This is a genomic window from Devosia sp. YR412 (assembly GCF_900110945.1).
GTDB lineage: Bacteria > Pseudomonadota > Alphaproteobacteria > Rhizobiales > Devosiaceae > Devosia.
Window position 1 is genome coordinate 600,236 of the sequence record NZ_FOFL01000001.1, and the last position, 24,446, is coordinate 624,681.

Consider the following 24,446-nt stretch of genomic DNA (forward strand, 5'->3'; position numbering starts at 1 on the left):
GGGACAGGGTTGACCATGTGACTGTTGGCTTCAGGTTATCCCCATCATAACGCACAACTTTCTCGCTCAACCATAGGACCGACCAGGCAGACGATCTGGAGAGCCGCGGTAGCGACTTTAGCGTTGGGCACCCTCGCCCTGCCGGCTCTGGCGCAGGACATGCGCAGCGTCACCGACCACGCCGGCTATGTCGTCGAGGTGCCGGCCAAGGCGATGCGTATTGTCTCGCTTAGCGACTGGACCACGACCATCATGGCCCATGAGCTCGGCGTTACGCCGGTCGGCTCGGTCGGCCGGGCCAGTGGCGACGGCACGTTCCACATCCGCTCCGGCCGCGAGCTTTATGATCTGGATTTCGACGACATGGCGCTGGCTTCGGTGCACGGCCAGCTCGATATGGAGGTGATCGCCGCACTCGAACGCGATCTGATCGTCGGACTGCAAAGCGATACGATTGCCCATCGCGATACGCTGGCCAGCATTGCGCCGACCCTGCTGTTCGACACGGAAAACGGCAAGGAACCGCTGGAGAATTACGCCGAATTTGCCGGTTGGCTGGGACTCGACGTCGAATTCCAGGCGTTGAATACCGCCTATGAGGCGCGCATTGCCGACTATCTGGCGCAGCATCCCGACCAGTCCAATCTGGGCAGCTATGTGGGGCTGCGGCCCAATGTAGAAGACGGCGATATTTCGATCTATCGCACCTTTGGCGCGATGACGACGGTGCTGGATGACATTGGCTTTACCCATCACCCCGTGGTGGATGTGGTGCCGGCCAATGAACAGCGCACCAGCGTCAGTGCTGAGCTGATCGGCGAGATGAATGCCGACTATGTCTTTGCGGGTCACATGGCCGATCGCGGCGAAACCGAGGACGTGCCGCTGGCCGAGCTGGAACCCGTGGCGCCCGGCGCTTCGAATTTCCTCGTGGCCGTGCAGAATGAGCGCTTCATCTCGCGGTCACGCTTCCACGTCTCGCCACCAACCTTTGCAGCGCTGAACTATTTCCTCGACCGGCTCGAAACGGTGAATTGAGCTGAGCAATGGCGCGGCGGGGAAACGCGTCGCGTCCCACATGGCCGATGCGTCGGAGTGCTTTTGGACAGCTATTTGGGGGTAGATGGCGGAGAGGATGGGATTCGAACCCACGAGAAGCGATAAAACCTCTGCGCCCTTAGCAGGGGCGTGCCTTCGACCACTCGGCCACCTCTCCGGCAGAGGCTGGATAGCGGGCGAGGCTGGGGATGGCAAGCGGTTTTTGGTAGCGGCCACAGACTTGAAGGAAACATCCCCGGTTTGTGGGATTGGGTCCGGGCCAAGCCCGAACCCAGGCATCAAAAATCAGCGCTGGTTGAAAAGAATCTTCTGTGCTTCCTTGTCCTCGGCGAGGCTCCGTTGTGGAACATCCTTACCCCAGTTGAGGCCGCGCTGCACGGCCGGGCGGGCGCCCAGGCGGTCGATCCAGTTCAGGACATTGGGGTAGTCCGCGCGGGTGATGCCGTAGCGCTCCCAGCCCTGGGCCCAGCCGATGGAGGCGATGTCGGCGATGGAGTATTCGCCTGTGATATACTCTTTGCTCTCGAGCTGAGTGTTCAGCACGCGGAACAGGCGGTGGGTTTCGTCGGTATAGCGCTTCTGGGCATAGGGAATTTTTTCGGGCGCATAGACGTTGAAGTGATTGTTCTGGCCCAGCATGGGGCCGAAGCCGCCGACCTGCCAGAACAGCCATTCATCGACCTTGACCTGCTGGCGCGGGTCGGTGGGGTAGAACTGGCCGAACTTGAGGCCGAGGTATTTCAGGATGGCGCCGGATTCAAAGATCGAGATCGGTTGGCCGCCTGGGCCTTCGGGATCGACGATGGCCGGGATCTTGTTGTTGGGCGAGATGGCGAGGAACTCGGGGGTGAACTGCTCGCCCTTGCCGATATCGACGCGGTGGTAATTCCACGGCACGCCGAGCTCTTCGAGCAGGATATGGACCTTCTGCCCATTAGGCGTGGGCAGGGAATAGGCCTCGATCGGCTTGGTCTGGGTGGTCATCGCCGGTTCCATCGTTGGTTTGCTGGGGGCAGACTATCGGTGGATGACGATGAAGGGCAAGGCAGCTTGTGCTCCCCTGCCCTTCGATCTCGCATTGTCATGCCCGTTTCAGCACCAGTTGCGGATTGCCATTGCCGCGACTGGCATTGGAGATGCCGTGGATATCAATGGTCGAGACCACGCGGTGACGCAGGGCGGCGAACATGAAGGTCGGCGTGACATTGACCGGCTCATCGAAAGTGATGGTCACGGTATAATTCTGCATGTTGCCCAGCAGCTGGACGCCGATCAGCATGCCGGTGAAGGGCTGGTCGAGGTACAGCCCCTTGACCCGCTGGCCGACCTGCCAGGGCGAGACGACCCGATCGGGCAGAGCCGCGCGGGCGGTGTTCCAGTCGCGATAGCCATGGGCTTTGGCGACCGCTTCGAGGGCAGCGCCATGCGACAGGTTTTCGCCGGCCAGCTCGCGCTGGGCGCGCAGGGCCTTGGCTTCGGATTTCAGAGTTTGGGCGGATGGGGTATCGAGCGAAAACGACATTTCAGTCCTCTCAATGCAATGAGGCGACTTGGTTCACGGGAGCTCGCATTGCCATGGGCGCCTTGCAAGGATGAACCGGAGTTCGTTCTGCACGGAGACTGGACTTCACCATCGGACTTGCGTCCGGCGAGCGGCGGGTGCCAGCGACCTGAGCGGGATATGAGCGCGAGGACCGGTTTTGTCAACGCATGGGCACCATGCGATCAATCGGGGTGATGGGCGGGATCAGCGATTTGTGTTGGGCGGCGGGCACTTTGCAGGCTATGGCCTGACATTCCAATTGGAGACGCCGCCGTGATCGAAACGCTGTTCCTGCTGCTGGCCGGGTTGATTGGTGGCGCGCTCAATTCCCTGGCGGGCGGTGGCTCGTTCATCGTGTTTCCGGCGCTGCTGTTTGTCGGCGTGCCGCCGGTGGTGGCCAATGCGTCGAATACCTTTGCCGCCCTGCCCGGCTATGCCAGCGGCGCCCTTGGCTATTGGCATGCCGTGGGGCAGTACAAGGACCGGCTGGTGCTCTATGGCGTGATTGCCGTGCTCTTTGGCTATGTCGGGGCGGAGCTGCTGTTGGTTGTGAGCGACGAATTGTTCTCGCTGGTGGTGCCATGGCTGATGGCCTTTGCCGTAGCACTGTTCATCTTCGGCAATCGGCTCAATGCCTTTGTCGCGGCGCGCAGTGGCGGGCGGCGGGGGATGAAGCTGGCGGGGACTGTGCTGCTGCTGGCATTTCTCGCCGGCGTTTGCGTCTATGGCGGGTTCTTCAATGCCGGGCTGGGCATCTTGCTGCTGGCGTTCCTCGCCACCGCCGGGATGAGCGACATCCATGCGATGAATGGGCTGAAACTCTATGTCTCGTCGATCGTGGCGCTGGTAGCGGTGGCGCGGTTTGCGCTGAGCGGGTCGATCGACTGGTATCACGGCTCCATCGCACTGGTCGGCGTAACCACCGGGGGCTATCTGGCGGCGCGCAATGCGCATCGCATTCCGACGCAGTGGATCCGCGTGGCAGTGATCGTCTATGGCGTGTTCATGACAGGCTATTTCTTCTGGGGCGCCTACGCCTGATCCGCTGGCCTGATCCAGACCGCGCAGTCATGGAACACCGTGCCGCCAAAGGGTGGTGCGGGGGTGGCGCTGGTCAGGGTGTTGATCCCGCGGCCCTTTCGGTGGGATTTGTTGTTGTGCAGGCCCTCGGCGATCAGCACGCCAATGGGCAGGCCCTGGCGGATGCGGGCGGTGAGATCGACCTGGCCACGCTGATTGCCGACGGTGACGAATTCACCCTCGGCGATGCCGAGGCGTGACGCGTCGTCGGGGTGGATGAAGACCGAGGGGACGCCTTCGCGCTTCTGGCTGCCGGGGGTTTCGTTGAAGGTGGAATTGAGGAAGGCGCGCGCGGGACTGGTGGCGAGGCGGAACGGGTGCTCGGCGGAGGTTTCCTCGGTGATGGCCCAGTGGTCGGCGAAGCGCGGCATATCGGCCGGGTCGCAGGTCCAGAGATAGCCCTTCTTGTCGGCGACATCCTGCCAGTTGGGGGCGAAGCGGAAGCGCTGGTCGGGCCAGGCGAAGCCCTGGGCGAAGCGGGCCTCGGCGTCGGGGCGTTCGCGGTCGACGAAGCCGGTCTTTTCGACCTCGTCGAGGGAGGGATAATTGGAGCGACGGAAGGTTTCGGCGACGACGTCGCGGTCGACGGTGTGGAAGCTCTCGTCGTCTAGGCCGAGGCGGACGGCCAGGGCATTGATGACTTCGTGGTTGGAGCGGGTTTCGCCGGGGCGCTGGATCAGTGCCGGGCCATAGAGCACGCGGGTGTGGCCGCCGCGGGTGTAATAATCATTGTGTTCGAGGAACATGGTGGCGGGCAGCACGATATCGGCCATTTCGGCCGTCTCGGTCATGAATTGCTCATGCACGACGAGGAACAGGTCCTCGCGGGCAAAACCCTTGTGGGTCAGCGTCTGGTCGGGGGCGACCGAGGCCGGATTGGTGTTCTGGACGATGATGGCCTTGACCGGACCGCCATTTTTCAGAGCCTTGGCGTCGCCGGTCAGGATCGGGCCGATCTCGGACATGTCGAGCCAGCGCGGATCGCCCTTCTGCATGGCGTCGCCGGTGATGGCCGACTTGTCGAGCCGCCAGGTGCCGGAATTGGAGTGGAAGGCGCCGCCGCCGCGGTGCTGCCAGGCGCCGGTCATGGCGGGAATGCAGAGTGCTGCATGCATGGCGGTCGCGCCATTGCGCTGGCGGGTGAAGCCATAGCCGAGGCGGAAATAGGAGCGCGGCGTGATGCCGACGAGCTGGGCAAGTTCGGTGATCTCGGCCACGGTCAGGCCGGTGATGGCGGCGGCCCATTCGGGTGTCTTGTCCGCCAGATGGGCTTCGAAATCGGGGCCGAAGTCGGTGAATTTGGCCATATAGGCGCGGTCGGCGAGATTGTCGCGCAGCAGGATATGCATGACGGCTAGCGCCAGGGCACCATCGGTGCCGGGACGCAGGATGAGGCCGAGATCGGCCTGGGCCATGGTGGCGGTCTGGTAGATGTCGATGACCACGACCTTGGCCTTGCGCTCCTTTTTGGCGCGCATGGCATGGGTCATGACATTGACCTGGGTGTGCACGGCATTGGTGCCCCAGATAACGACGCAGTCGCTTTCAGCCATCTGCTCGGGATTGACCCCGCCGAGCATGCCGGTGCCGGCGATATAGCCGGGCCATGCGGTGCCGGTGCAAATGGTGTCATACTGGCGGGAATAGCCCTTGGCGGCGCGCAGGCGGTCGATGCCGTCGCGGTGCACATGGCCCATGGTGCCGGCGTAATAATAGGGCCAGATGGCCTCGGCGCCGAACTCCGCCTCGATCTGGGTGAAGCGGGCGGCGATTTCGTCGAGCGCTTCGTCCCAGGAAATCTGCTGCCAGCGCCCTGCCCCCTTGGGGCCGATGCGGCGCATGGGATGCAGCAGGCGCTCGGGGTGATGCACACGCTCGGCATAGCGGGCGACCTTTTCGCAGATCACGCCGGCGGTATAGGGATCATCCTTGGCGCCGCGCACGCGGCCGATGGTGTGGTCGTCAATGATATCGACATCCAGCGCGCAGGCGGATGGACAATCATGCGGGCAGACCGAGCGGGCGGTGCGAAGGGCGACGGTTTGGTTCATGGGGTGAAGGTATCGCAGCGGGCGGTGAGGCTCAATTGAATTGGGGTGATAGCGGGTATTTGCGGGGCGAATGGGCGTGACGAAGCGCCGCCCTGCCTTTCGGCTCACGGATACACGAGTAATGAGCGGCCTTTAGCCCTGAAACGACTAGTCAAGAACGAGCCAAAGGCCGCCCATCACGATCTGAAGTTTCCTCACCGGGTCCGGAACTCGACCAACGCTAGTGTTGCAAACGCGGTCGCCGACTTTCTGCCCGGCCAAACGGGCGCCCCCGTCTTCAGCCTTCCCGCCCGGCCCTGCGTCGGGACCGCGTGTATAACGGGAATGGGAGCAGTATGCGCGCAGCTGAAGGGGCGTGGATAAGGTGGATAGAGTTGCAAGAAAGCAAGGATACCCCCACCTAGCCTCCCCCTGAAAAGGGGGAGGAATCTGTTCGGTGGTTGTTGCACATGGCGCCACAAGCTGGATCGGCTCCTCCCCCCCCTTTTCAGGGGGAGGTTGGGTGGGGGTATTCTTCCTGCTGAAAGACCTCAGAGCGTCGCAAAGGCCTTGGTGCTGGTCTCGCTGTTGCGACGGGCGCGGTTGGTGGCGTGGAGGGCCAGTTGGGCGGCGCCGGAGTGGAACTGGGAGAAGGTGACACGCTGGGCGTCGTGGGTGGCGATGGAAATGCCGCGCCAATTCGGGCGGACCGAGCGCACGTCGGACCAGGCGATCTTGGTTTCGCGGCCGAAGGCGTTGCGGTGTTCCAGCAAAGTGTTGTTCCAGCGCACCTTGGTGAAGAGGCCACCGAGGCCGATGCCGATGGCGCCGCCGCCGAGCAGCAGCGAGGCGATAAATGTCGCGACCATCTGGGTGGCTTCAACATGCTTGGTGCCGCCGATGACGATGATGGCGCTCATCAGCACCACGGCGAGGGCGGCCGCGCCGTAGCAGGCGAAATATTCGACCATCGAGGGGCGCAATTCGGACCAGCCATCGACGTGGACCGCCTCTTCGCCCTGCACGAGGCGCAGGGCGAGGAAAGCGGCATAGCCAAAGGCGACGACACCGGCGGCGCGGCCCAGCGGCAGGCCGGCAGTAAAGGGCACATATTTGAGGACGATAAGGGAAACGATCACGAATAGTGGCACAGCCACTTCCTGCCAGCGCAAGGGCACTACTGCTCTCCAACGATATGGGGGGCGCCGGCGACGCTGATCGGCATTCCTATGGCCTTGAATCTAGCAAGCTTTACCGATTTGACCATTAACAAAAACGGGAGCGGGCCATGTTGGCCGGGAACATCAACTTTTTTGTCACAGTATCCGGGCTTTGCCAGATTGAATCAAAGGCTTGTCAGATTGATTCAAGACGATGGCAGATTGAGTCCGCCACCGCCCGTAACGTATTGAAATAATTGTCAGGCCAGAAATTTCAGGCCAGCAATACCGGCGATGATCAGGCCGATGCAGGCAATGCGGACGGCGGTGGCCGGATCACCGAACAGATACATGCCGAGCACGGCAGTGCCGACGGTGCCGATGCCGGTCCAGACGGCATAGCCGGTACCGACCGGCAGGTCGCGCAAAGCGACGCCGAGCAGCACCACGCTGATGATCATGGCTATGACCGTGAGGGCGGTCGGGATCGGGCGGGTAAAGCCCTCGGTATATTTGAGGCCCACGGCCCAACCCATTTCAAAAAAGCCGGCGATGACAAGATAGACCCATGCCATGATTTTGCTCCTGTGGCGCTCGGGCGGCGGCGCAGCCGGAAGCCTCGAGCGTCTGGTGGTGGCGGGTCGTCCCGGCCGGAATGTCTGGAAGTCGCGAGGTCGTCCACGCGCAGGAGAGGATTAGCAAAGCCTGGCGCAAAGGTGAAGTGCCGCGGCGGACCATCTCATTGTCGTTTATTGCATGTCAGGCTGAAACAATTTTCGAGCGGCAGCCGTAGCTGCGCAGGCGTCGTCGTCTTAGTGAAGTGCTTGACTATGTTTTATCGCCATATCGCCGTCTCGAACCAGGACAACATCATCGCGGTTCGCATCTTCTCGCTGCCGGAGGGCTTGTCCTGCGTGGTGAGCTGGCCGCTGCCCGAGCCGGGCCTGCGGGTGTTTTCGCCGACCTCGACGCCGCCACAGGGCGTGGCAGAGGCCCTGCCCTATGCCAAGTTCCTCAGCGACCACCTGGGCGCCGCGCGCATTGCGGTGGAGCTGGACGAGGATGTCGACTGGGACCCGAACTGGGGCGAGCTGGTCGACCTGCAATAGCGCGACGGTCCGCAGAGGGGGCCGTGCTGGGGCGACACGGCTGACCGGATCGCCCTTGAACTTATTCGGCGGGTGCGCCGGCTGCGGCGGCCATGGCCCGCTCCTCGGCGTCTATCTCCGCCTCCGGCTCCTTGCGCAGTGACGTCGCGAGGGGCAGTTCCTTGAGCATGAAGGCAAGTCCGCAGGCGATCACGGCGGCCGCCGCTGCGGTCAGGAAGACCGGATGGAGGGCGGCCGAAAAGCCTTCCACCACCTGGACACGGACAGCATCGGGGAGAGCCTTGATCGCCGCAGCATTGAAGGCACCGCCACCGCCCTCAGGCATGGCGCCGCCGACCTGGCTGGCAAGGCTCGAGGTGAAGATGGCGCCAAACACCGAAACACCGATGGAACCGCCGATCTGGCGGAACAACGTATTGCCCGCCGTGGCGACGCCGACAAGATCGCGCGACACGGCATTCTGGGTGGCGGTGACGCCCACGCTGTTGACCGGGCCGATGCCGGCGCCGACCATGAACATGAAGAGAGCGATCTGCCAGTCGGGCGTGCCCAAGTGCATGGTGCCGAGCAGGGTCAGGCCGACGACCAGCACTGCCGTCGAGGCGATCGGCAGCAGCTTGTAGCGTCCGGTCTTGCTCATGGCGAAGCCGGCCAGGGTCGAGGCGCCGATCAGGCCGACCATCATCGGAATCAGCTGGATGGCCGAACCGGTCGGGGTGACGCCCTTGGCGACCTGCAGATAGAGCGGAAGGAAGGTGATCGAGCCGAACATGGCCATGCCGACGAGGAAGCCGACGGCATTGGTGATGACGAAAGTGTTGTTGCGGAACAGTTTCAGCGGCAGCACCGGTTCGGCGGCGCGGGATTCGACCCAGATGAAGGCGGCGACCGAGGCCAGCGACAAAACAACGAGACCGATGATCTGGGCCGAGAGCCAGGCGAAGGTGTTGCCGCCAAGGCTGGTGGCCAGCACGAAGGACGACAGCGCCGTGGTGAGCAGCACGAAGCCCATATAGTCGATCTTGTGCGAGACGCGGTCGGGATTGGTCTTAAGCGCGGCGCTGATGACGACCAGCGTCAGGATGCCAAGCGGCAGGTTGATCAGGAAGATCCACTGCCAGTTGAGATGTTCGACGATGACGCCGCCGAGCAGCGGGCCGACTACGGTGGCGACACCGAAGACGGCGCCGAAAATGCCCTGGATCTTGCCGCGCTGGCGCGGGGGAATGACGTCGGCCACCACGGTCATGGCGACAACCATCAAGCCACCGCCGCCAAGGCCCTGAACGGTGCGGGCGATGATGAGAAAGGTCATCGAGGAGGCGAAGGCCGAGAGCGACGCGCCAATAAGAAAGATGACGATGGCGGCCTGCAGCACGATCTTGCGGCCATAGAGGTCGCCGAGCTTGCCATAGATGGGGGCGACGACGGTGGAGCTGAGCAGATAGGCGATGACCACCCAGGTCAGGTGATCGAGGCCGCCCAGTTCGCCGACGATAGTGGGAAGCGCAGTCGAGACGATGGTCTGGCCGAGCGAGGCCAGCAGCAGTGTCACGGCGACAGCGCCGATGATGAGGCCCACCGACTGTGCCTGTGGCGCCTCGGCGATCGGCTGCAACGCAGCGCCGGATTGTGCAGCTTGGGACATTGGGCGATCCTTCTTGCCATGGGCGATGTGAAGTCGCGCCACTTGCGGTATGATGTGTTGCCGCATATATCTGCCCCAGGCAATTGCATGTCAATAGCATGCAATTGTGCGAAGCATGCGAATTTACGAGGACTGCCATGCCCCAGACCGACATCAACGCCCTGTTGCGCAAGGCTGGCATTGCCGAAGCCACGGTAACGGCCGTGGTGGAAATCGATGCGCTGCTGCAGAACTGGCGGCGGCGGGCGCTGAAGCGCGAATTGGGCCACCGGGCGCTGATCGATCTCAAGATCGGCATCGATCTGGCGCAGCTCGACGTGCTGTTCGCCATCGAGGCGCCGGTAGACGAGTTCGGCGAGACGGCAGGTGGCGAGACCATGGTGGCATCGGTGGCAGAGCGGCTGGCGATCGACCCATCGCGGGCCAGCCGGGTGGTCAGCGAAATGGTCGAGGCCGGCTATGCGCGGCGGTCCGTGAGCCAAGCCGATGCGCGGCGGACCATCATCGAATTGACCGAGACCGGGCGGACGGTGGTTGAAGCCGTGCGGGCTTATAAATTCCTGATCATGGGGGATTTCCTCAGCAACTGGACGGCAGCGGAACTGGCGGCGTTTACGCCAATGTTGCGCAAGTTCGGGCAATGGCCGGAGCATACCGGTCCGGGCGCGGAGAAGTTTGCCGAGGATATCGTGGTACTGGCGGAGCGGATTGCGCGGGTTCGGGACAAGCAGCCGGCCTGACCATGGCGCTTGTGCGGCTTCGCGGTCTAGTATTGCTGATAGCCCGATCGATCGGGATGAGGCCGCCAGCCATGACGCCAGATGTCGTCGCCGTGTTCGAGACCTATCCCGCCGTATTGAAGGACCGTCTGCTGGTGCTGCGGGCGTTGATCTATGAAACGGCCAGCGACACGGCGGGCGTCGGGCCGCTGGACGAGACGCTCAAATGGGGTCAGGTCAGCTATCTGACGCAGCAGAGCGGCAGCGGCACCACCTTGCGGATCGACCGCGACAAGGCGACGGGCCAGCCGGCGCTCTATGTGAACTGCAAGACCAACCTGTTGAGCCAGTATCGCACGCTCTACCCCGAAGCCTTCGGCTATGACGGCGAGCGCGGCGTGGTGCTGGGCGAAGCGCCGGATCAGGACGCGTTACGCCATGTGATTGCGCTGGCGTTGACCTATCACAAAAGCAAGACGCGCGCCGGATGATCAGGTGGTGGCGATGCCCTCGCGGGCGCAGAGTTCGGCCATGGCGCTGCCGGGTGGTGGCGGGGGCATGTCGGCACGGCCGCGATTGGTGAGCTGGCTGCGCCAGAGGTGGATGGCCAGCGTGTCCGGCGTGATCGCGGGATCGACGCTGGAGCCGAGCTGTAGCAGCGTGGGAATGCTCTCATAGCGAATAGGATAGAGCGCGCTGCTTGGCAGGACTTTTGCCGAGAGGCCCCGGCGGGCGACGTAGTGGGTCAGCGCCATGGGGCCGGTGGCGCCATATTGCATGAATTCGGGCGTGACATTCTGGCCCATTAGGCGCCGGGCAGCGACTTCAAGGCGCCGGAAGATCGGCAAATGCGGCTCGAGCAGCGGCCGCGGGCCGCTGTCGAAGATCGAGAGCAGGTCGGCCAGCAGCGGCGCGTCGGGGCGCAGGTAGAGCACTGCGCCATTGACCGAGCCCGGGCGCTCATAGGCCATCAGGTAATCCATCTCGCCCGGAATGGGGCGGACGCAATAGACGTCGAGATCGGCATAGACGCCGCGCGATTGCCTAAGGCCGGTCAGGCGGAACAGGTCGGAGAAGACGCCGGGTGTTCCCCTGCCCTTGTAGAACATTAGCCGATCGCGCGGCAGCACTTCGGCGGCATCGCGGGCAATGGCGCCGGCCGGAAGGCCGGAGATCGGATCGTAGGAATAAACCTCGACCCGATGCCCCTGGCGCTGGAAGGAGGCGATCGACAGCGCCTCCAACCAGCTCATCGGACCATGCCAGAAGCTGAAAATGGTCGGGAGTTCAGACACGTTCAGACCTGTGGCTTGCGCTTGGGCTTGTGGTCCTTGGGCTTTTTGGCAGCGCCATCAGCCGGCTTGCCAGCCCATTTGGGCTTGCCCTTGTCCTTGCTCGGCGGGGCCTTGCTTACCTTGGGCGGGCGCGGCTTGTCGAAATCGGGCTTGGCGACACGGTTCTCTTCGCCAGCGGGATTCCAGCCGGTGCTCGGCGGTGCCTCGAGATCATCGGGGCGCAGACCGGCCGAGCCGTAACGGTGCTGGCGGTCATTGCGCTCGGGACGCGGGGCATCGGGATCGTAGCGTTCGATTGGACCGGCCGGACGGCGCTGGCTCGGCGGCGGACCGGAACGGCGTTCGCCCGGACCATCGACGGCCGAAATGGTGACGCCGCGTTCGCCGGAGCCGTTCTTTTCTACCGACTTGGTGAAGGCATCGGCCTTCTGGGCGGCGACTTCGAAGATAGATTCGGTATCGAAGATGCGGATCGAGCCGATGGCGGTCTTGGTGACATTGCCGGCCTTACACAGCATGGGCAAAAGCCAGCGTGGCTCGGCTTTGTGCTTGCGGCCAACCGAGACCTTGAACCAGGTGCCACCCTCGAAGCGCTCGCGGGTGCGCGGATCCTTGTCGCCGGGCTTGTCGAAAACCGGAGCATCGGACACGTCCTCGGGCGCCGGACGCGCAGCCATCTGCTGGCGCAGATAGGCAGCGGCAATGGCTTCCACCGAATAGCGCTCCATCAGCTGGGCGACGAAAGCGGCTTCTTCCTCGGCAATCGGCTGGCTCAGCATCTCATTGCTGAGAATGGTTTCGCGGTAGCGGGCTTCGATTTCCTCGGCTGAGGGCGGCGCCATCATGGTGACGTCGAGCTTGGCGGTCTTGAGGACGCGCTGGGCGACGGCGCGGCGATGCATCGGCGAGATGATAACGCAGGTGCCCTTGCGCCCTGCCCGGCCGGTACGGCCAGAACGGTGTAGCAGCGTATCGGGATTGGTCGGCAGGTCGGCGTGGATGACGAGGTCGAGATTGGGCAGATCGATGCCGCGGGCCGCCACGTCGGTGGCGACGCAGATGCGGGCGCGGCCGTCACGCATGGACTGCAGCGCATTGGTGCGCTCGGCCTGGCTGAGTTCACCCGAGAGGGTGACGACGTCGAAGCCGCGATTATGCAGGCGCGAGGAGAGGTGTTTTACGCCCTCGCGGGTCGAGGCGAAGACGATGGTATTGGCGCTGTCGAAATAGAGCAGCGTGTTGATGATGGCATTCTCGCGCTCGGCGGCGGGCACCAGCATCAGCTTGTAGTCGATGTCGGCATGCTGCTCGCCGGAGCTTGTGGCGGCAACGCGCAGGGCATCGCGCTGGAAGGTCTTGGCCAGCTGGGCGATCTGCTTGGGAACAGTCGCCGAGAACAGCAGGGTACGGCGATCTTCGGGGGCAGCGTCGAGGATGAATTCGAGGTCTTCGCGGAAGCCGAGATCGAGCATTTCGTCGGCTTCGTCGAGCACGACGGCGCGCAGCGCCGACATGTCGAGGGCGCCACGGGTGATGTGGTCGCGGAGGCGGCCGGGGGTGCCGACGACGATATGGGCGCCGCGTTCAAGGGCACGGCGCTCGGTGCGCGCGTCCATACCGCCAACGCAGGAGGCGGTCTTGGCGCCGGTTTCGGCATAGAGCCATTCGAGTTCGCGCTGCACCTGGAGGGCGAGTTCGCGGGTCGGGGCGATGACCAGGGCCATCGGCGCGCCGAGCGAATTGAAGCGGTCGTCATCGCCGAGCAGGGTCGGCGCAATGGCCATGCCGAAGGCAACGGTCTTGCCGGAGCCGGTCTGGGCGGAGACCAGGAGGTCACGGCCAGCGGTCTCGTCTTCGATGATGGCGGCCTGGACGGGGGTGAGGGTTTCGTAGCCCTTGGCGGCAAGCGCGCGGGCAATAGGGGGCAGAATGGTATCAGGCAGGGACATGTCTGGCTTTCTGGACGCCGACCAATCGTTTGGCGTCATGGCCGCAGCAGCAGGGAGGCTGGCTTAGCGGATGGAGAGGAAACCCTGCATTGGCAGGGTGATGCTGAGATGAACACAGCGTAGCACAATTAAAGCAAAAGGCCGCCCGGCGGGCGGCCTTCGATTTCACGAAGGGCTTTGCAGGTCAGGAGCCGGATTGCTTGCGCGCATCGGCGACAGATTTTCCCTTGTGACCCCAGTTTTCCGCCGGCACATCCTCGATGACGATGTGGGTGGTCTCCGGGTTCTTGCCGAGAACCTTCACCATGACGTCCGTAATGCCGGCGATGACCTCGGACTTTTGCTCCGGGGTGGCACCTTCGAGAATGCGGACGCTGATGAATGGCATATTAGCCGACCAGTTCTTCGTCGGAGAAGAAATACTTGATTTCTTCAGCGGCGGTTTCGGGAGCGTCCGAACCGTGGACCGAGTTTTCGCCGATCGAAAGGGCGAATTCCTTGCGGATAGTGCCTTCGGCAGCATTGGCCGGGTTGGTTGCGCCCATGACTTCACGGTTCTTGAGGATGGCGCCTTCGCCTTCCAGGACCTGAACGACGACGGGCGAAGCGATCATCTGCTCGACCAGTTCGCCAAAGAAGGGGCGTTCCTTGTGTACTGCGTAGAAGCCTTCGGCCTGGGCGCGGGTCATGTGGATCTTCTTGAGGGCGATCGGGGTCAGACCGGCTTCCTCGAACTTGGTAACGATCTTGCCGATGAGGTTACGACGGACGGCATCCGGCTTGATGATGGAGAAAGTGCGTTCGAGCGCCATGGGGTCGATCCTTGAATGGGTCTGTTGGAAAGGTCGCGCCTTGTAGCGTCAGACTTTGACGGAGGCAAGACGGCCGCGCATGCAAGAATGCGCGGCCTTTTAGCTTAAGCGGTCAGTGGTGGTCGACGTCCGTGCTGCCGGTGGCGATGACCACGCCATCGGGACCGGTCAGCGTGACGTCGATCCGCGAGATAATGTTTTCGGCGGGGATCGTCTGCTCGACCTCGATTTCGACGATCTGCTGGGTGCACACTTCGGCCGTGGAAATCACCGGGAAATTGACGGCGAGCGTACCATCGACCAGTTCGCCGACTTCGGCAGGAGCGACTTGCTCGCAGGCGCCGCCATCATACTCGAAGGTGATGGTGATCTGGTTGGCATTGATGCGATCGGCGTCGAGGTCGTCGAGTTGCCGGGCCTGCTGGGCAGCGGCAAAACCGGTGCTGGCCAGGGCGATTGTGGCGGCAAGGCCGAGTGTGGCGATGTTCATGTCGTCATCCTTTTTGCAGTGCAAGTGCTTGAGATAATGCGTGGATGGCATTTCGGTAGCGCGACAAAGGGGCACGTATGCGGCAAGTGCCGGTTGCCATGGGCCTCGGGAGCCCCTATCGAACGGCAACAGTTTTATTGCCGGCCGGTTGTGACGCTCTTGCGCCTGCTGCCGCCCTGCCCTCTCCACAGATTGCCGCACCAATGCTGACCATCAACAATCTCACCTATCGCATCCAGGGCCGCGAGCTGTTCGAGGATGCATCCGTGGTGCTGCCGACCGGCTCCAAAACCGGCTTCGTCGGCAAGAACGGCACCGGCAAGACCACGCTGTTCCACCTGATCCAGGGCCATATCTCGCTCGATTCCGGCTCGTTCGACCTCAACAAGAAGGCGCGCATCGGCGCGGTGGCGCAGGAAGCGCCGGCCGGCAATGAAAGCGTGCTGGACGTGGTGCTGGCGGCCGACAAGGAGCGCACGGCGCTGCTGGCCGAGGCCGAGACGGCCGAAGACCCGAACCGGATCAGCGATATCTATACACGGCTGGCCGATATCGACGCCTATTCGGCCGAGGCGCGGGCTTCGTCGATCCTCAAGGGCCTGGGCTTCGAGCAGGACCGGCAGAATTCGCCAACGCATGAGCTATCGGGCGGCTGGCGCATGCGCGTGGCGCTGGCGGGCGTGCTGTTTTCCCAGCCCGACCTGCTGCTGCTCGACGAGCCGACCAACTATCTCGATCTCGAAGGTACGCTGTGGTTGGAGAAATATCTCGCCACCTATCCCTATACCGTCTTCATGATCAGCCATGATCGCGACCTGCTCAACAAGTCGGTCAATTCGATCATCCATCTCGAACATCGCAAGCTGACCTTCTACAAGGGCAATTACGACACGTTCGAAACCACCCGTCGCATGCAGATGGAGCTCAACAATAAGGGCCGCGACAAGGCGCTCGACCAGGTGGCGCATCTGCAGAAATTCGTTGATCGCTTCAAGGCCAAGGCCAGCAAGGCCAAGCAGGCCCAGTCGCGCATGAAGATGATCGAAAAACTGCGGCCGCCGGCGGCGATGTTCGATGAATATGCCGCGCCCTTCACCTTCCAGCAGCCCAAGGCCGAGGCGGCGACGCCGATGCTGTCGCTGGACGGCGTTTCGGCCGGCTATGGCGACAAGACCATTCTGCGCAATATCAACATGCGCATCGATCCCGAGGATCGCATCGCGCTGATCGGCGTCAACGGTAATGGCAAGTCGACATTTGCCAAGCTCCTGGCCGGCGATATCGAGCCGATGGGCGGCACTTTGCGCAAGGGCAAGAAGCTCGAGATCGCCCATTTTGCCCAGCACCAGATGGACAAGCTCAAGCCCGAATGGACGCCATTCGAGCATGTGGTCGACCTGATGCCGACCGAGAGCGAGGCGCGGCGCCGCTCGCGACTGAGCCAGATGGGGCTCACCAAGTCGCGCATGGACACCAAGGCGAAGAACCTTTCGGGTGGCGAGCGCGCTCGCCTGCTGATGGGTCTCATCACCTTCAGCGGCCCGGGGATGATGATCCTCGACGAGCCGACCAACCATCTCGATATCGATAGCCGAGATGCGCTGGTGCATGCGCTCAACGATTATGAAGGCGCCGTGCTGATCATCAGCCATGATCGCCACCTGATCGAGGCGACCTGCGATACGCTATGGATTGCCGAAAATGGCGGCATTCGCGAGCTGGACGAAGATCTCGACAGCTATCAGCGCAGCATCACTTCCACCAAGGAAGGCAAGGGTGGTGGCGGCGGCAACAAGGGCGCGGCAAAGCTTTCCAAGCAGGAAGCGGCGGCCAAGCGCGCGGAAGTGGCGCCGATCAAGAGCAAGATCAAGGATGCCGAGACCAAGATCGCCCGGCTCAAGAGCGAGATCGGCAAGGTCGACGCACAGCTGGAAGATCCCAAGATCTACAACGGCCCGGCCGACAAGATGATTGCCCTGGGCAAGGACAAGGCGCGTTTCACCAGCGAGCTCGAAAGCCAGGAAGAGCAGTGGCTGGCGCTGAGCGCGGAGCTGGAAGAGGCTGAAAAGGCATGAGCGACCTCAGCGCCGAGGACGTCATCGCCTCGCTGCGGATGCAGCGCCATCCCGAGGGCGGCTGGTATGTGCAGTCCTATAAGGACGAGGAGACGGTCGAAGGCCGGGCCTGGTCGACGGCGATCTATTATCTGCTGCAGGCCGGCGACGTGTCTCATTGGCATCGCGTCGATGCAGTGGAGGTCTGGCACTGGTATGCCGGCGCACCGCTGAAACTGTCGATTTTTGACGGCAAGACGGTCAACGAGCATATGCTGGGCAATGACCTGATCCGCGGGCAGCGGCCGCAAGTTGTGGTACCGCGCCGGGTCTGGCAATCGGGCGTCAGCACCGGAGCCTGGACGCTGGTGGGGTGCACGGTGTCGCCCGGCTTCCGCTTTGCCGGCTTCGAGCTGGCGGCGCCGGACTGGACACCGGCCAGTAACCAAACCGGGCAATCGGCCGGTTGACAGGGGCGGCGCTTGCCGGTCTCATGGGTGTCATGAAGATCGGCCGAAAGCGCGCGATGTCCTTGTCCAAAAAGCTGATTTTCATTGCTGCCATGGGCCTCGCCCTGATGTCCGGCGCCGTGCAGGCGCAGGATCTGACCAAGCAGCAGCGCGCCGAACAGCGGCGCTTTGCCTATAACAACAGTCTTTTCGTGCTCTACCATGAGGTGGGGCACCTGCTGTTCGACCAGCTGCAGCTGCCGGTGTTGGGCCGCGAGGAAGATGCTGCCGACAATGTGGCGACCTGGACGCTGTTGCGGCAGAAGACCGCCGAGGCCGACCAGGCGCTCAAGGATGCGGCGCAGGGCTGGATCCTGTCGGGCATTGCTTATGACAGCGGTGGTCTGGAAAGCGACTATGCGGCGGCGCATAGCCTCGACAAGCAGCGGGCCTACCAGATCGTCTGCTTGATGGTTGGCATGGACGACGACGCCTTCGAGCCGGTGGCCAGCGAATATCGGCTGGAGCGCGATCGCCAGAAAAGCTGCCAGTCGGACTATGACACGATCAACCGCTCGCTTGAGGGCCTGCTGGCCAATGCCGGCAGCAAGAAGCACAGCGGCACCGAGGTCGATGTGACCTATCACCATGTCAGCGGGCAGCTGAAGGCCGCCGCCGACGCGTTCCGCTCCAGCGGCGTGTTCGACGCGGTGGCCGATGAATTGCGCAGCCGCTATCGCCTGCGCCAGACGGTGCAGTTCAATGCCAAGCGCTGCGGCGAGGCCAATGCCTTCTATGATCCGGAAACGGTGGAAGTGATCTTCTGCTACGAGCTGATGCAGGACTATATGGATCTCTACGCAGCCAATCTGGAAGAAGGCGAAATACCGCCTGCAAACAGCAAGCGAAAAAACAAGTAAGTCATAATCTTTGTATGCTTAGATGCTTGCCGCGGCGTGGGGCCGCTGCTTGGGAGATCATCTTGCGTGCTTCGTCACTTGCTCTCTTCGCCCTGGCCCTGGCCACGGCGCCCGTCTCGCTTGCCCATGCCCAAGACATTCCCGAGGAAGACCTGACGGCAGCCGTCGAATTTGCCATGCATGACGCGACCTTCACCCTCTATCACGAGATCGGCCACATGCTGGTCGGCGAGCTGGGCATTCCGGTGCTGGGCAAGGAAGAGGACGCCGCCGACGCGCTAGCAACGATCATGCTGCTGACCGATGACGAGGACATGGACAGCTATAATGCGCTGGTCGATGCCTCGGACGGTTGGTATTTCAACGCGGTGAAATCGACCGGATCTGGCGTCGAAGACTTTTCCTATTATGACGAGCACAGCCTCGATATCCAGCGGGCCTATGCCATGGTCTGCCTTATGGTCGGCAAGGACCCGGAGGCTTTTTCGCAGACGGCCGAGGCCTATGAACTCGACCAGGATCGCGTCGATAGCTGCGCCTATACCTATGACCAGGCCTATACGTCGTGGACCTATCTGCTCGAGCCGCATGCGGTGGCAAACGAGCCGGGCGCCGAGATCACCGTCACCTATGAGGATGCCGGCGACCTCGACGCCTTTGCCGAAATGCTCAAAGAACGCGAAGTGCTGGAGCGGGCAGCAAAGCTGGTGATGAGCCGCTATGTGCTGCCGGGGCCAGTGACCTTCAGGGCGGCGCTATGTGGCGAGTCCAATGCCTATTACAGCCCGAGCGACAGCGAGATCACCTATTGCTACGAACTCGCCGCCGATATGTTCCAGCTCTATCTGGTCGATATCCTTGGCCATTCTTTCGAAGAAGAGTGAGGCCTAGCTGAAGCCGACGTAGCGACCGGGTTTGTGGTTGGTGGCGATGATCATGTTGAGCACCAGAGCCCCCAGGATCGAATAGATCACCCGGTCGACCGGCAGCACGAAGAAGGCGGCGATGAGGATGACCGCATCGACGCCGAGCTGGAAATAGCCGGCGCGGATGCCGAAATTGTCCTGCAGATAGAGCGCCAGGATATTGATGCCGCCGACGCTGGCCTTGTGACGGGCCAGCGAGAGAATGCCTAGCCCGATCAGGCCGCCGCCAAGCAGCGCTGCGAACAGCGGCTGGATGCTGGAAATATCGAGCCACAGCGGGATGTTGGCGGTGAAATACGAAACCAGGCCAACACCGATGAAGGTCTTGATGGCAAAGGGCCAGCCCATGCGCAGCAGCGCCAGGACATAGAACGGCAGGTTGATGGCGAAGAACAGCCAGCCGAAGGGAATGCCAGTGCCATATTGCAGCAGCAAAGCCAGGCCCGCGGTGCTGCCAGTGGTGAGCGTGGCTTCGGCGTAAAGCACAACGCCGAGCGAGACCAGCATGGTGCCTATCAGGATGGCGAACAGGTCTTCCGGCAGGGTGTGGCGGCTGGGCGTCGCGAGATCACTTGTCATGCCTTTTTGACCCAGCGGCCGTCGGCTTCCTGCTGCCAATAGGTTAGCACACTGTTACCCTTGAGCGCGCGCCAGGCTAAACGCGCCTCGGCGACGGCGTCGGGATCGTGGCCGGAAAACATATAGACGATGCGCTCGTAGCCGTCGGTCGATTGCGGCACGGCGCGGTCGACGAAAAAGCGGACATTGGCGCTATTGGGATTGTCGGTGGCCGTGGTGAGCAGGATCGGCTGATGCGCTTCGGTATCGTCCCCGGCAAGACCGTGGGGCAGGAAACTGTCGTCGCGGAAGGTCCAGAGATGGGCGTCGAGCGCTTCGGCTCGCTCGGTGGAGCCGACCTCCACCACCGCGCGCCAGCCGCGTTCGAGGGTCTTTTCCAGCAGCAGCGGAATGACCGCTTCGAGCGGGCGCGGTTCGAGGTGATAGAAGAGGACGTCGGTCATGGCCGCTACTATGACCGTTCGGGCCGGCAAGGGAAGAGCGCTGACTGCACGGCTTCAGTTCCCTGCCAGAACGTAGATGCATGCCGCGACGGCCATGCCATCGAGCTGAACATCGACCACGACGCGGCGATAGCCCTCGCCCTCGAAGGCATCGAGGCGCGCCCAGTGGTCCGGCAGGTCAGGGCATTCAAACACCATGACCGCGACCTGCGGACCGGCGGGGTCGGGGACCAGGCCGGGAAAGCCCATGGCGGCGCCCCAGCCCGACTGATGCAGATGACCGGTGACCTGTCCCTGGCGCCAGGTGCCGGCCAGACCATCGAGCTGGTGGTGATTGGGACGGCCAGGCGCCAGCGTTCCATAGGTGGCCAGGCGATGCTGCGCCGTCACTGATAGTAGTCCCGCACCAGCCGATCGAGCAATGCGACGCCAAAGCCCGGCGCCCAAGAGGTGTTGACCTCGGAATTGCCGGCGCCAAAGGCCGTGCCGGCAATGTCGAGATGGGCCCAGGGCACATTGTTGACGAAGCGCTGCAGGAACTGGGCGGCGGTGATCGAGCCGGCGGGGCGGCCGACGGAATTGCGGATGTCGGCGAATTTGGATTCGATCAGCTTGTCATAGGCGGCGCCGAGCGGCATGCGCCAGAGCTTTTCATTGGCATTGAGCCCGGCGTTGAGCAGCTGGATGGCCAGTTCATCATTGTTGGAGAAGAGGCCGGCGTGTTCGTGACCGAGCGCGACGACGATGGCGCCGGTCAGGGTCGCCAGGTTGATCATGAACTTGGGCTTGAAGCGGTCCTGCGTGTACCAGAGCGCATCGGCGAGGACGAGACGGCCTTCGGCATCGGTGTTAATGACTTCGATAGTGGTGCCGCTCATCGCCTTGACGATATCGCCGGGACGGACCGCCTTGCCGGAGGGCATGTTTTCGACGAGACCAATGACGCCGACGACATTGACCGGGGCCTTGCGGGCAGCCAGGGCGTGCAGCAGGCCGGTGACGGCAGCGGCACCGCCCATATCGCCCTTCATGTCCTCCATCGAGGCAGCGGGCTTGATGGAAATGCCGCCAGTATCGAAGACCACCCCCTTGCCGACGAAGGCCAGCGGCGCATCGCCGGGATTGCCGCCACGCCATTGCATGACGACGAGGCGGGCCGGACGATCCGACCCTTGCGCGACGCAGAGCAGCGAGCCCATGCCGAGCTGTTCCAGCGCTTCGGGTTCGAGCACTTCCACATGGACGCCGAGCTTGGCCAATTCGCTGGCGCGAGCAGCGAATTCCACTGGGCCCAGCACATTGGCCGGCTCGTTGATCAGGTCGCGGGCCAGCAGGGTACCGTCGACGACGGCATTGCGGTCGGCAATGGCGCGGTCTGCGGCGGCGGGATCGGCGACATGGAGCGTAATGTCGAGCGCGGCCGGCGCGTCGTCAGTGCGGGCCGATTTGTATTTGTCGAACCTGTAGTGGCGCAGGCGCAGGCCGGCGGCCAGTTCACCGATGGCGGCGGGGGTAGCGCCGGCTTCATCGAGAATGACGGCAATGGTTTCGGCACGGCTGGCGGCAATCTTGGCCAGCAGCGAGCCGCCGCGGTCGGTCCAGCCATTAAGCGGCGGTTCCGCGCCGGCCTTGCCGCTGCCGAGGACGATGAGGCGCTTGCCCCCTGCCCCAAGCACGTCGAGCGCATGACCCTGCTTGCCCTTGAAGCCACCGGCGGCGGCGGTCTCGGCCCAGACCAGACCGGTGGCCGACCAGGCTTCGGCAGCAGCGCCAGCGGGCGCGGCATCCTCGAAGGCATAGACAATGGTCGTCATGGCGGAAACAGCACCGAAGGGCGCCGTGCGGATGGTGAGGGACTGGGACATAAAGGGCCTTGGGCGCAGGAAAAAGCGATTGGAAGGTGGCTTTTACATTGAGGGCTTTGTCCGGCGCGTCAATCCCGCAACAGCCGCCACGCAAATCCGTGCACAAGAGGCTGTGCGCTTGTGTGGCAAAGCGAACTGCACCAAGGTCCGGCCGCATTGGAGCCCTAGACCCACGCGCATGAAGAGACTGACCGCCTATCTCGCACGCCTGTTCGTGACGGACGCGCTGATCCTGTTCGGCGTGGTGTGCTTCCTGCTGTGGCTGGTCAACTGCCTGCGTTCGTTCGACGTGATTTCGGTCAAGGGGCAGAGCATCCTGGTGCTGGGGGCACAGGCACTGCTGACCATGCCGCCGCTGGCGATTTCGTTCTTTTATATCTGCGTCGGCATCGGGTTGACGCGCGCGCTGCAGGCGCTGCAGGCCAATCGCGAGCTGCATATCATCCATACCAGCCATGGCCTGCCTTCGCTGTGGAGTGCCACCGGCGTGGTGGCAGGCGTCGGCGTGCTGGCCGTGCTGCTGCTGTCCAATTTTGCCGAGCCGGCCGCCAATCGCCGGCTCAATATCCTCAATGCCAGCGTGGCGGCGGATCTGGTCAGTTCCACGCTGCGACCGGGGCGTTTTACCCAGGTGACGCCGGGCGTGGTGCTGCTGATCGGCGGGCGCGAGGGCGATGGCGAGATTCGCGAATTCTTCGCCGACGACCGGCGCGATCCGGAAACAAGGCAGACCTATATCGCCGAGTCGGCACGCGTCTCCTCCTATGGCGACGACTATGTGCTCGAGCTGCGCAATGGCACGCTGCAATATAGCAATGCCAATGGCCGGTTTTCCGAGATTTCCTTTGCCCGCTATGACGTCAGCGTCGACCAGTTGGCCGCTTCGGTCGCGGCGACCGATCCGATGCTGGAAAAGGATACGATAACCCTCGTGAGCGAGGCCATGGCCAGCGGCGACTGGAACCATAGCCTTCTCATGCTGATCGCCAATCGCATGTCCGAAGGACTGCGCGTCGTCGGCATGGCAATCATGGTGCTGGCGATCATGGGTTTCCCGAGCGGGCGGCGCACTCGCTTCAACGTGCCGATGGAAGCGCTGGTGCTGCTGATCGCCTTTGGCGAGCGCGGCATCAGTGCTTATAGCCCGTTTGGTACGGCAACAGGTGCGCTGCTGCTGATCGTGGTGGCGGGCATAGCTCTGTTCCTGCGGGCGCGACCACGGCGCATTCCCATGATGGTGCCGGCATGAACCGGATCGACTGGGTGGTGCTCAACCGCGTCGGCAGCCGCATCGTCGTGACGGTGCTGGTGTTTTATGGGCTGATCGGCCTGGTGGAATCGCTCGACACCTGGCGCTTCAACTATGTCGCCGACCAGCATGGCCTGGCGGGTGCCTTGCTGATGGTGGCGATGAGTGCGGTCAAATGGACCATCAAGACGCTGCCGGTGACGGTTCTCATGGGGGCGATTCTCGGCTTCATCGATCTCAAGTCACGCCATGAACTGACGGTGATCCAGGCCAGCGGCATTTCGATCTGGCGCACGGTGCGGGCGCCGGTGATCGTCCTGGCCATTGCCAGCCTCGGAGTGACGCTGGGCATCGAGACGGTCAGCACCCAGATCAACCGCCAGCTCAATCCGACCCCGCCGGGCCAAGCCAGCATGCTGACGCCGGCCGGGGAAATCTGGCTGGAGCAGCGCAGCGGCGACACCCATTATGTGATGATGGCCACTGGCATGCAGCAGGGTGGAACGGCGCTGGGCCAGGTGACGGTGTTCCATCTCGGCGCCAGCGAAGAAATGCGCGTCGAGTCGGCCGAGGCGCTGCTCAAGGATGGCCGCTGGACCTTTCCGGTGGCGACGATCCGTAATCCGGACCGGCCAGCCCAGACCGTGTTCAATTACAGCCTGCCGACAAACTCCACGGCTGTGGAGCTGGGGCTCAAACTGGCCTCCACCGAGGACATGACATTTTTCGAACTGGTGGGGCTGTTGCAGGCCGGCGTTGCCGACCAGACCATCCGCACTGCAGGCACCATGCGGCTGATCAAACTGCTGTCGCTTCCTCTTGTGCTAACCGGTTCGCTGTTCATTGCTTTTGCGTTTACCGCAGGTTATCGAAGAGGCTCTAATTATGGTCCTGCGGTTCTCTACGGAATCGTGCTGGGATTTGTCGTGTTCGTGATTACCGAGATGGCCGACCGTGCCGGGTCGACTGGTGTTCTCGATCCCACATTCGCGGCGATCGGACCGGCGTTTGTAGCCATCGTCATTGGCGTGACGGTGCTGCTGCACAAAGAAGACGGGCGCGCGTGA

At 63.0% G+C, this 24,446-nt stretch carries 26 protein-coding genes and 1 tRNA gene; 11 read left to right on the plus strand and 16 right to left on the minus strand.

Annotation, left to right across the window (positions count from 1 at the left end; all coding sequences use genetic code 11):
• Positions 1 to 123 precede the first annotated feature (123 nt).
• Complete coding sequence (locus tag BM045_RS02925) at positions 124 to 1,038, plus strand: ABC transporter substrate-binding protein (RefSeq protein ID WP_092179504.1); 915 nt, start codon at positions 124 to 126, stop codon at positions 1,036 to 1,038.
• Between the two features lie 86 nt (positions 1,039 to 1,124).
• Here the strand turns inward: BM045_RS02925 and BM045_RS02930 are convergent.
• The 3 genes from BM045_RS02930 to BM045_RS02940 form a co-directional block, all read right to left on the minus strand.
• Positions 1,125 to 1,216: transfer RNA gene (locus tag BM045_RS02930), tRNA-Ser, on the minus strand.
• A 128-nt stretch (positions 1,217 to 1,344) separates the two neighbouring features.
• Positions 1,345 to 2,043 (minus strand): glutathione S-transferase N-terminal domain-containing protein, encoded by a 699-nt coding sequence (locus tag BM045_RS02935; RefSeq protein ID WP_092180845.1) that lies wholly within the window; start codon positions 2,041 to 2,043, stop codon positions 1,345 to 1,347.
• Between the two features lie 97 nt (positions 2,044 to 2,140).
• A complete protein-coding gene (locus BM045_RS02940) occupies positions 2,141 to 2,581 on the minus strand; it encodes a glyoxalase superfamily protein (protein ID WP_092179506.1) in 441 nt (146 codons plus the stop codon).
• A 294-nt stretch (positions 2,582 to 2,875) separates the two neighbouring features.
• Here BM045_RS02940 and BM045_RS02945 point away from each other — a divergent pair, with 294 nt between their 5' ends.
• Entirely contained in the window at positions 2,876 to 3,643 is a 768-nt protein-coding gene (locus tag BM045_RS02945) for a sulfite exporter TauE/SafE family protein (RefSeq protein ID WP_244522854.1), read from the plus strand.
• Here BM045_RS02945 and BM045_RS02950 read toward each other — a convergent pair.
• The 3 genes from BM045_RS02950 to sugE form a co-directional block, all read right to left on the minus strand.
• A complete protein-coding gene (locus BM045_RS02950) occupies positions 3,634 to 5,733 on the minus strand; it encodes a molybdopterin-containing oxidoreductase family protein (RefSeq protein ID WP_092179508.1) in 2,100 nt (699 codons plus the stop codon). The two genes, BM045_RS02945 and BM045_RS02950, sit on opposite strands and share 10 nt — an antisense overlap.
• A 530-nt stretch (positions 5,734 to 6,263) precedes the next feature.
• A complete protein-coding gene (locus BM045_RS02955) occupies positions 6,264 to 6,890 on the minus strand; it encodes a hypothetical protein (protein ID WP_139198681.1) in 627 nt (208 codons plus the stop codon).
• A gap of 242 nt (positions 6,891 to 7,132) precedes the next feature.
• Positions 7,133 to 7,447 carry a quaternary ammonium compound efflux SMR transporter SugE gene (gene sugE / locus BM045_RS02960; protein ID WP_092179512.1) on the minus strand — a complete coding sequence of 105 codons (315 nt, stop codon included), beginning with the start codon at positions 7,445 to 7,447 and terminating at the stop codon, positions 7,133 to 7,135.
• 255 nt (positions 7,448 to 7,702) lie between these two features.
• Here sugE and BM045_RS02965 point away from each other — a divergent pair, with 255 nt between their 5' ends.
• Positions 7,703 to 7,981, plus strand: coding sequence for a hypothetical protein (locus BM045_RS02965; protein WP_092179514.1), 279 nt, complete (start codon positions 7,703 to 7,705; stop codon positions 7,979 to 7,981).
• Positions 7,982 to 8,042: 61 nt separating this feature from the next.
• Here BM045_RS02965 and BM045_RS02970 read toward each other — a convergent pair whose 3' ends face one another.
• Complete coding sequence (locus tag BM045_RS02970) at positions 8,043 to 9,629, minus strand: MDR family MFS transporter (protein WP_092179516.1); 1,587 nt, start codon at positions 9,627 to 9,629, stop codon at positions 8,043 to 8,045.
• Positions 9,630 to 9,766: 137 nt separating this feature from the next.
• On the opposite strand from BM045_RS02970, the gene BM045_RS02975 reads away from it, so the two are divergent.
• Complete coding sequence (locus BM045_RS02975) at positions 9,767 to 10,369, plus strand: MarR family winged helix-turn-helix transcriptional regulator (protein WP_092179518.1); 603 nt, start codon at positions 9,767 to 9,769, stop codon at positions 10,367 to 10,369.
• A 71-nt stretch (positions 10,370 to 10,440) separates the two neighbouring features.
• A complete protein-coding gene (locus tag BM045_RS02980) occupies positions 10,441 to 10,839 on the plus strand; it encodes a DUF1801 domain-containing protein (RefSeq protein WP_244522855.1) in 399 nt (132 codons plus the stop codon).
• Here the strand turns inward: BM045_RS02980 and BM045_RS02985 are convergent, their stop codons facing one another.
• The 5 genes from BM045_RS02985 to BM045_RS03005 all read right to left on the minus strand — a co-directional run bounded on the left by BM045_RS02985 (position 10,840) and on the right by BM045_RS03005 (position 14,894).
• Positions 10,840 to 11,643 (minus strand): hypothetical protein, encoded by an 804-nt coding sequence (locus BM045_RS02985; protein WP_139198682.1) that lies wholly within the window; start codon positions 11,641 to 11,643, stop codon positions 10,840 to 10,842.
• 2 nt (positions 11,644 to 11,645) lie between these two features.
• A complete protein-coding gene (locus BM045_RS02990) occupies positions 11,646 to 13,592 on the minus strand; it encodes a DEAD/DEAH box helicase (protein ID WP_092179524.1) in 1,947 nt (648 codons plus the stop codon).
• Positions 13,593 to 13,776: 184 nt separating this feature from the next.
• Positions 13,777 to 13,980 carry a tautomerase family protein gene (locus BM045_RS02995; protein WP_092179526.1) on the minus strand — a complete coding sequence of 68 codons (204 nt, stop codon included), beginning with the start codon at positions 13,978 to 13,980 and terminating at the stop codon, positions 13,777 to 13,779.
• Position 13,981: 1 nt separating this feature from the next.
• On the minus strand, positions 13,982 to 14,404 hold the full coding sequence (gene ndk, locus BM045_RS03000; protein ID WP_092179528.1) for a nucleoside-diphosphate kinase: 423 nt from the start codon (positions 14,402 to 14,404) through the stop codon (positions 13,982 to 13,984).
• A 112-nt stretch (positions 14,405 to 14,516) separates the two neighbouring features.
• Complete coding sequence (locus tag BM045_RS03005; protein WP_139198683.1) at positions 14,517 to 14,894, minus strand: hypothetical protein; 378 nt, start codon at positions 14,892 to 14,894, stop codon at positions 14,517 to 14,519.
• Positions 14,895 to 15,097: 203 nt separating this feature from the next.
• Here BM045_RS03005 and BM045_RS03010 point away from each other — a divergent pair, with 203 nt between their 5' ends.
• The 4 genes from BM045_RS03010 to BM045_RS03025 all read left to right on the plus strand — a co-directional run bounded on the left by BM045_RS03010 (position 15,098) and on the right by BM045_RS03025 (position 19,201).
• On the plus strand, positions 15,098 to 16,969 hold the full coding sequence (locus BM045_RS03010; protein WP_092179532.1) for an ABC-F family ATP-binding cassette domain-containing protein: 1,872 nt from the start codon (positions 15,098 to 15,100) through the stop codon (positions 16,967 to 16,969).
• Entirely contained in the window at positions 16,966 to 17,418 is a 453-nt protein-coding gene (locus BM045_RS03015) for a cupin domain-containing protein (protein WP_092179533.1), read from the plus strand. Before BM045_RS03010 ends, BM045_RS03015 begins: the two co-directional genes overlap by 4 nt.
• A gap of 56 nt (positions 17,419 to 17,474) precedes the next feature.
• Complete coding sequence (locus BM045_RS03020) at positions 17,475 to 18,317, plus strand: DUF4344 domain-containing metallopeptidase (protein ID WP_170848342.1); 843 nt, start codon at positions 17,475 to 17,477, stop codon at positions 18,315 to 18,317.
• Positions 18,318 to 18,379: 62 nt separating this feature from the next.
• Complete coding sequence (locus tag BM045_RS03025; RefSeq protein WP_170848343.1) at positions 18,380 to 19,201, plus strand: DUF4344 domain-containing metallopeptidase; 822 nt, start codon at positions 18,380 to 18,382, stop codon at positions 19,199 to 19,201.
• A gap of 3 nt (positions 19,202 to 19,204) precedes the next feature.
• Here BM045_RS03025 and BM045_RS03030 read toward each other — a convergent pair whose 3' ends face one another.
• Genes BM045_RS03030 through BM045_RS03045 form a run of 4 tightly spaced genes read right to left on the minus strand, consistent with a single transcriptional unit; the run spans position 19,205 to position 22,130 of the window.
• Positions 19,205 to 19,822 (minus strand): DUF6198 family protein, encoded by a 618-nt coding sequence (locus BM045_RS03030; protein WP_092179539.1) that lies wholly within the window; start codon positions 19,820 to 19,822, stop codon positions 19,205 to 19,207.
• Positions 19,819 to 20,265 (minus strand): DNA polymerase III subunit chi, encoded by a 447-nt coding sequence (locus BM045_RS03035; protein WP_092179541.1) that lies wholly within the window; start codon positions 20,263 to 20,265, stop codon positions 19,819 to 19,821. The genes BM045_RS03030 and BM045_RS03035 overlap by 4 nt, the downstream gene beginning before the upstream one ends.
• A 54-nt stretch (positions 20,266 to 20,319) precedes the next feature.
• On the minus strand, positions 20,320 to 20,655 hold the full coding sequence (locus BM045_RS03040) for a gamma-glutamylcyclotransferase family protein (protein ID WP_092179543.1): 336 nt from the start codon (positions 20,653 to 20,655) through the stop codon (positions 20,320 to 20,322).
• The gene (locus tag BM045_RS03045; RefSeq protein ID WP_092179545.1) at positions 20,652 to 22,130 is read right to left on the minus strand and encodes a leucyl aminopeptidase; all 1,479 of its coding nucleotides are present in this window, start codon (positions 22,128 to 22,130) and stop codon (positions 20,652 to 20,654) included. The genes BM045_RS03040 and BM045_RS03045 overlap by 4 nt, the downstream gene beginning before the upstream one ends.
• A gap of 178 nt (positions 22,131 to 22,308) precedes the next feature.
• On the opposite strand from BM045_RS03045, the gene BM045_RS03050 reads away from it, so the two are divergent.
• Both BM045_RS03050 and BM045_RS03055 read left to right on the plus strand, forming a co-directional pair.
• Positions 22,309 to 23,379 carry an LptF/LptG family permease gene (locus tag BM045_RS03050; protein ID WP_170848344.1) on the plus strand — a complete coding sequence of 357 codons (1,071 nt, stop codon included), beginning with the start codon at positions 22,309 to 22,311 and terminating at the stop codon, positions 23,377 to 23,379.
• The gene (locus BM045_RS03055; protein ID WP_092179547.1) at positions 23,376 to 24,446 is read left to right on the plus strand and encodes an LptF/LptG family permease; all 1,071 of its coding nucleotides are present in this window, start codon (positions 23,376 to 23,378) and stop codon (positions 24,444 to 24,446) included. The genes BM045_RS03050 and BM045_RS03055 overlap by 4 nt, the downstream gene beginning before the upstream one ends.

Excerpts from the sequence above, each read along its gene's own strand:
- BM045_RS02935 (WP_092180845.1), bottom strand. The coding sequence starts at position 2,043 with ATGACCACCCAGACCAAGCCGATCGAGGCCTATTCCCTGCCCACGCCT.
- BM045_RS02940 (WP_092179506.1), bottom strand. The coding sequence starts at position 2,581 with ATGTCGTTTTCGCTCGATACCCCATCCGCCCAAACTCTGAAATCCGAA.
- BM045_RS02950 (WP_092179508.1), bottom strand. The coding sequence starts at position 5,733 with ATGAACCAAACCGTCGCCCTTCGCACCGCCCGCTCGGTCTGCCCGCAT.
- sugE (WP_092179512.1), bottom strand. The coding sequence starts at position 7,447 with ATGGCATGGGTCTATCTTGTCATCGCCGGCTTTTTTGAAATGGGTTGG.
- BM045_RS02965 (WP_092179514.1), top strand. The coding sequence starts at position 7,703 with ATGTTTTATCGCCATATCGCCGTCTCGAACCAGGACAACATCATCGCG.
- BM045_RS02970 (WP_092179516.1), bottom strand. The coding sequence starts at position 9,629 with ATGTCCCAAGCTGCACAATCCGGCGCTGCGTTGCAGCCGATCGCCGAG.
- BM045_RS02975 (WP_092179518.1), top strand. The coding sequence starts at position 9,767 with ATGCCCCAGACCGACATCAACGCCCTGTTGCGCAAGGCTGGCATTGCC.
- BM045_RS02980 (WP_244522855.1), top strand. The coding sequence starts at position 10,441 with ATGACGCCAGATGTCGTCGCCGTGTTCGAGACCTATCCCGCCGTATTG.
- BM045_RS02990 (WP_092179524.1), bottom strand. The coding sequence starts at position 13,592 with ATGTCCCTGCCTGATACCATTCTGCCCCCTATTGCCCGCGCGCTTGCC.
- BM045_RS02995 (WP_092179526.1), bottom strand. The coding sequence starts at position 13,980 with ATGCCATTCATCAGCGTCCGCATTCTCGAAGGTGCCACCCCGGAGCAA.
- ndk (WP_092179528.1), bottom strand. The coding sequence starts at position 14,404 with ATGGCGCTCGAACGCACTTTCTCCATCATCAAGCCGGATGCCGTCCGT.
- BM045_RS03005 (WP_139198683.1), bottom strand. The coding sequence starts at position 14,894 with ATGAACATCGCCACACTCGGCCTTGCCGCCACAATCGCCCTGGCCAGC.
- BM045_RS03010 (WP_092179532.1), top strand. The coding sequence starts at position 15,098 with ATGCTGACCATCAACAATCTCACCTATCGCATCCAGGGCCGCGAGCTG.
- BM045_RS03015 (WP_092179533.1), top strand. The coding sequence starts at position 16,966 with ATGAGCGACCTCAGCGCCGAGGACGTCATCGCCTCGCTGCGGATGCAG.
- BM045_RS03020 (WP_170848342.1), top strand. The coding sequence starts at position 17,475 with ATGTCCTTGTCCAAAAAGCTGATTTTCATTGCTGCCATGGGCCTCGCC.
- BM045_RS03030 (WP_092179539.1), bottom strand. The coding sequence starts at position 19,822 with ATGACAAGTGATCTCGCGACGCCCAGCCGCCACACCCTGCCGGAAGAC.
- BM045_RS03035 (WP_092179541.1), bottom strand. The coding sequence starts at position 20,265 with ATGACCGACGTCCTCTTCTATCACCTCGAACCGCGCCCGCTCGAAGCG.
- BM045_RS03045 (WP_092179545.1), bottom strand. The coding sequence starts at position 22,130 with ATGTCCCAGTCCCTCACCATCCGCACGGCGCCCTTCGGTGCTGTTTCC.
- BM045_RS03050 (WP_170848344.1), top strand. The coding sequence starts at position 22,309 with ATGAAGAGACTGACCGCCTATCTCGCACGCCTGTTCGTGACGGACGCG.
- BM045_RS03055 (WP_092179547.1), top strand. The coding sequence starts at position 23,376 with ATGAACCGGATCGACTGGGTGGTGCTCAACCGCGTCGGCAGCCGCATC.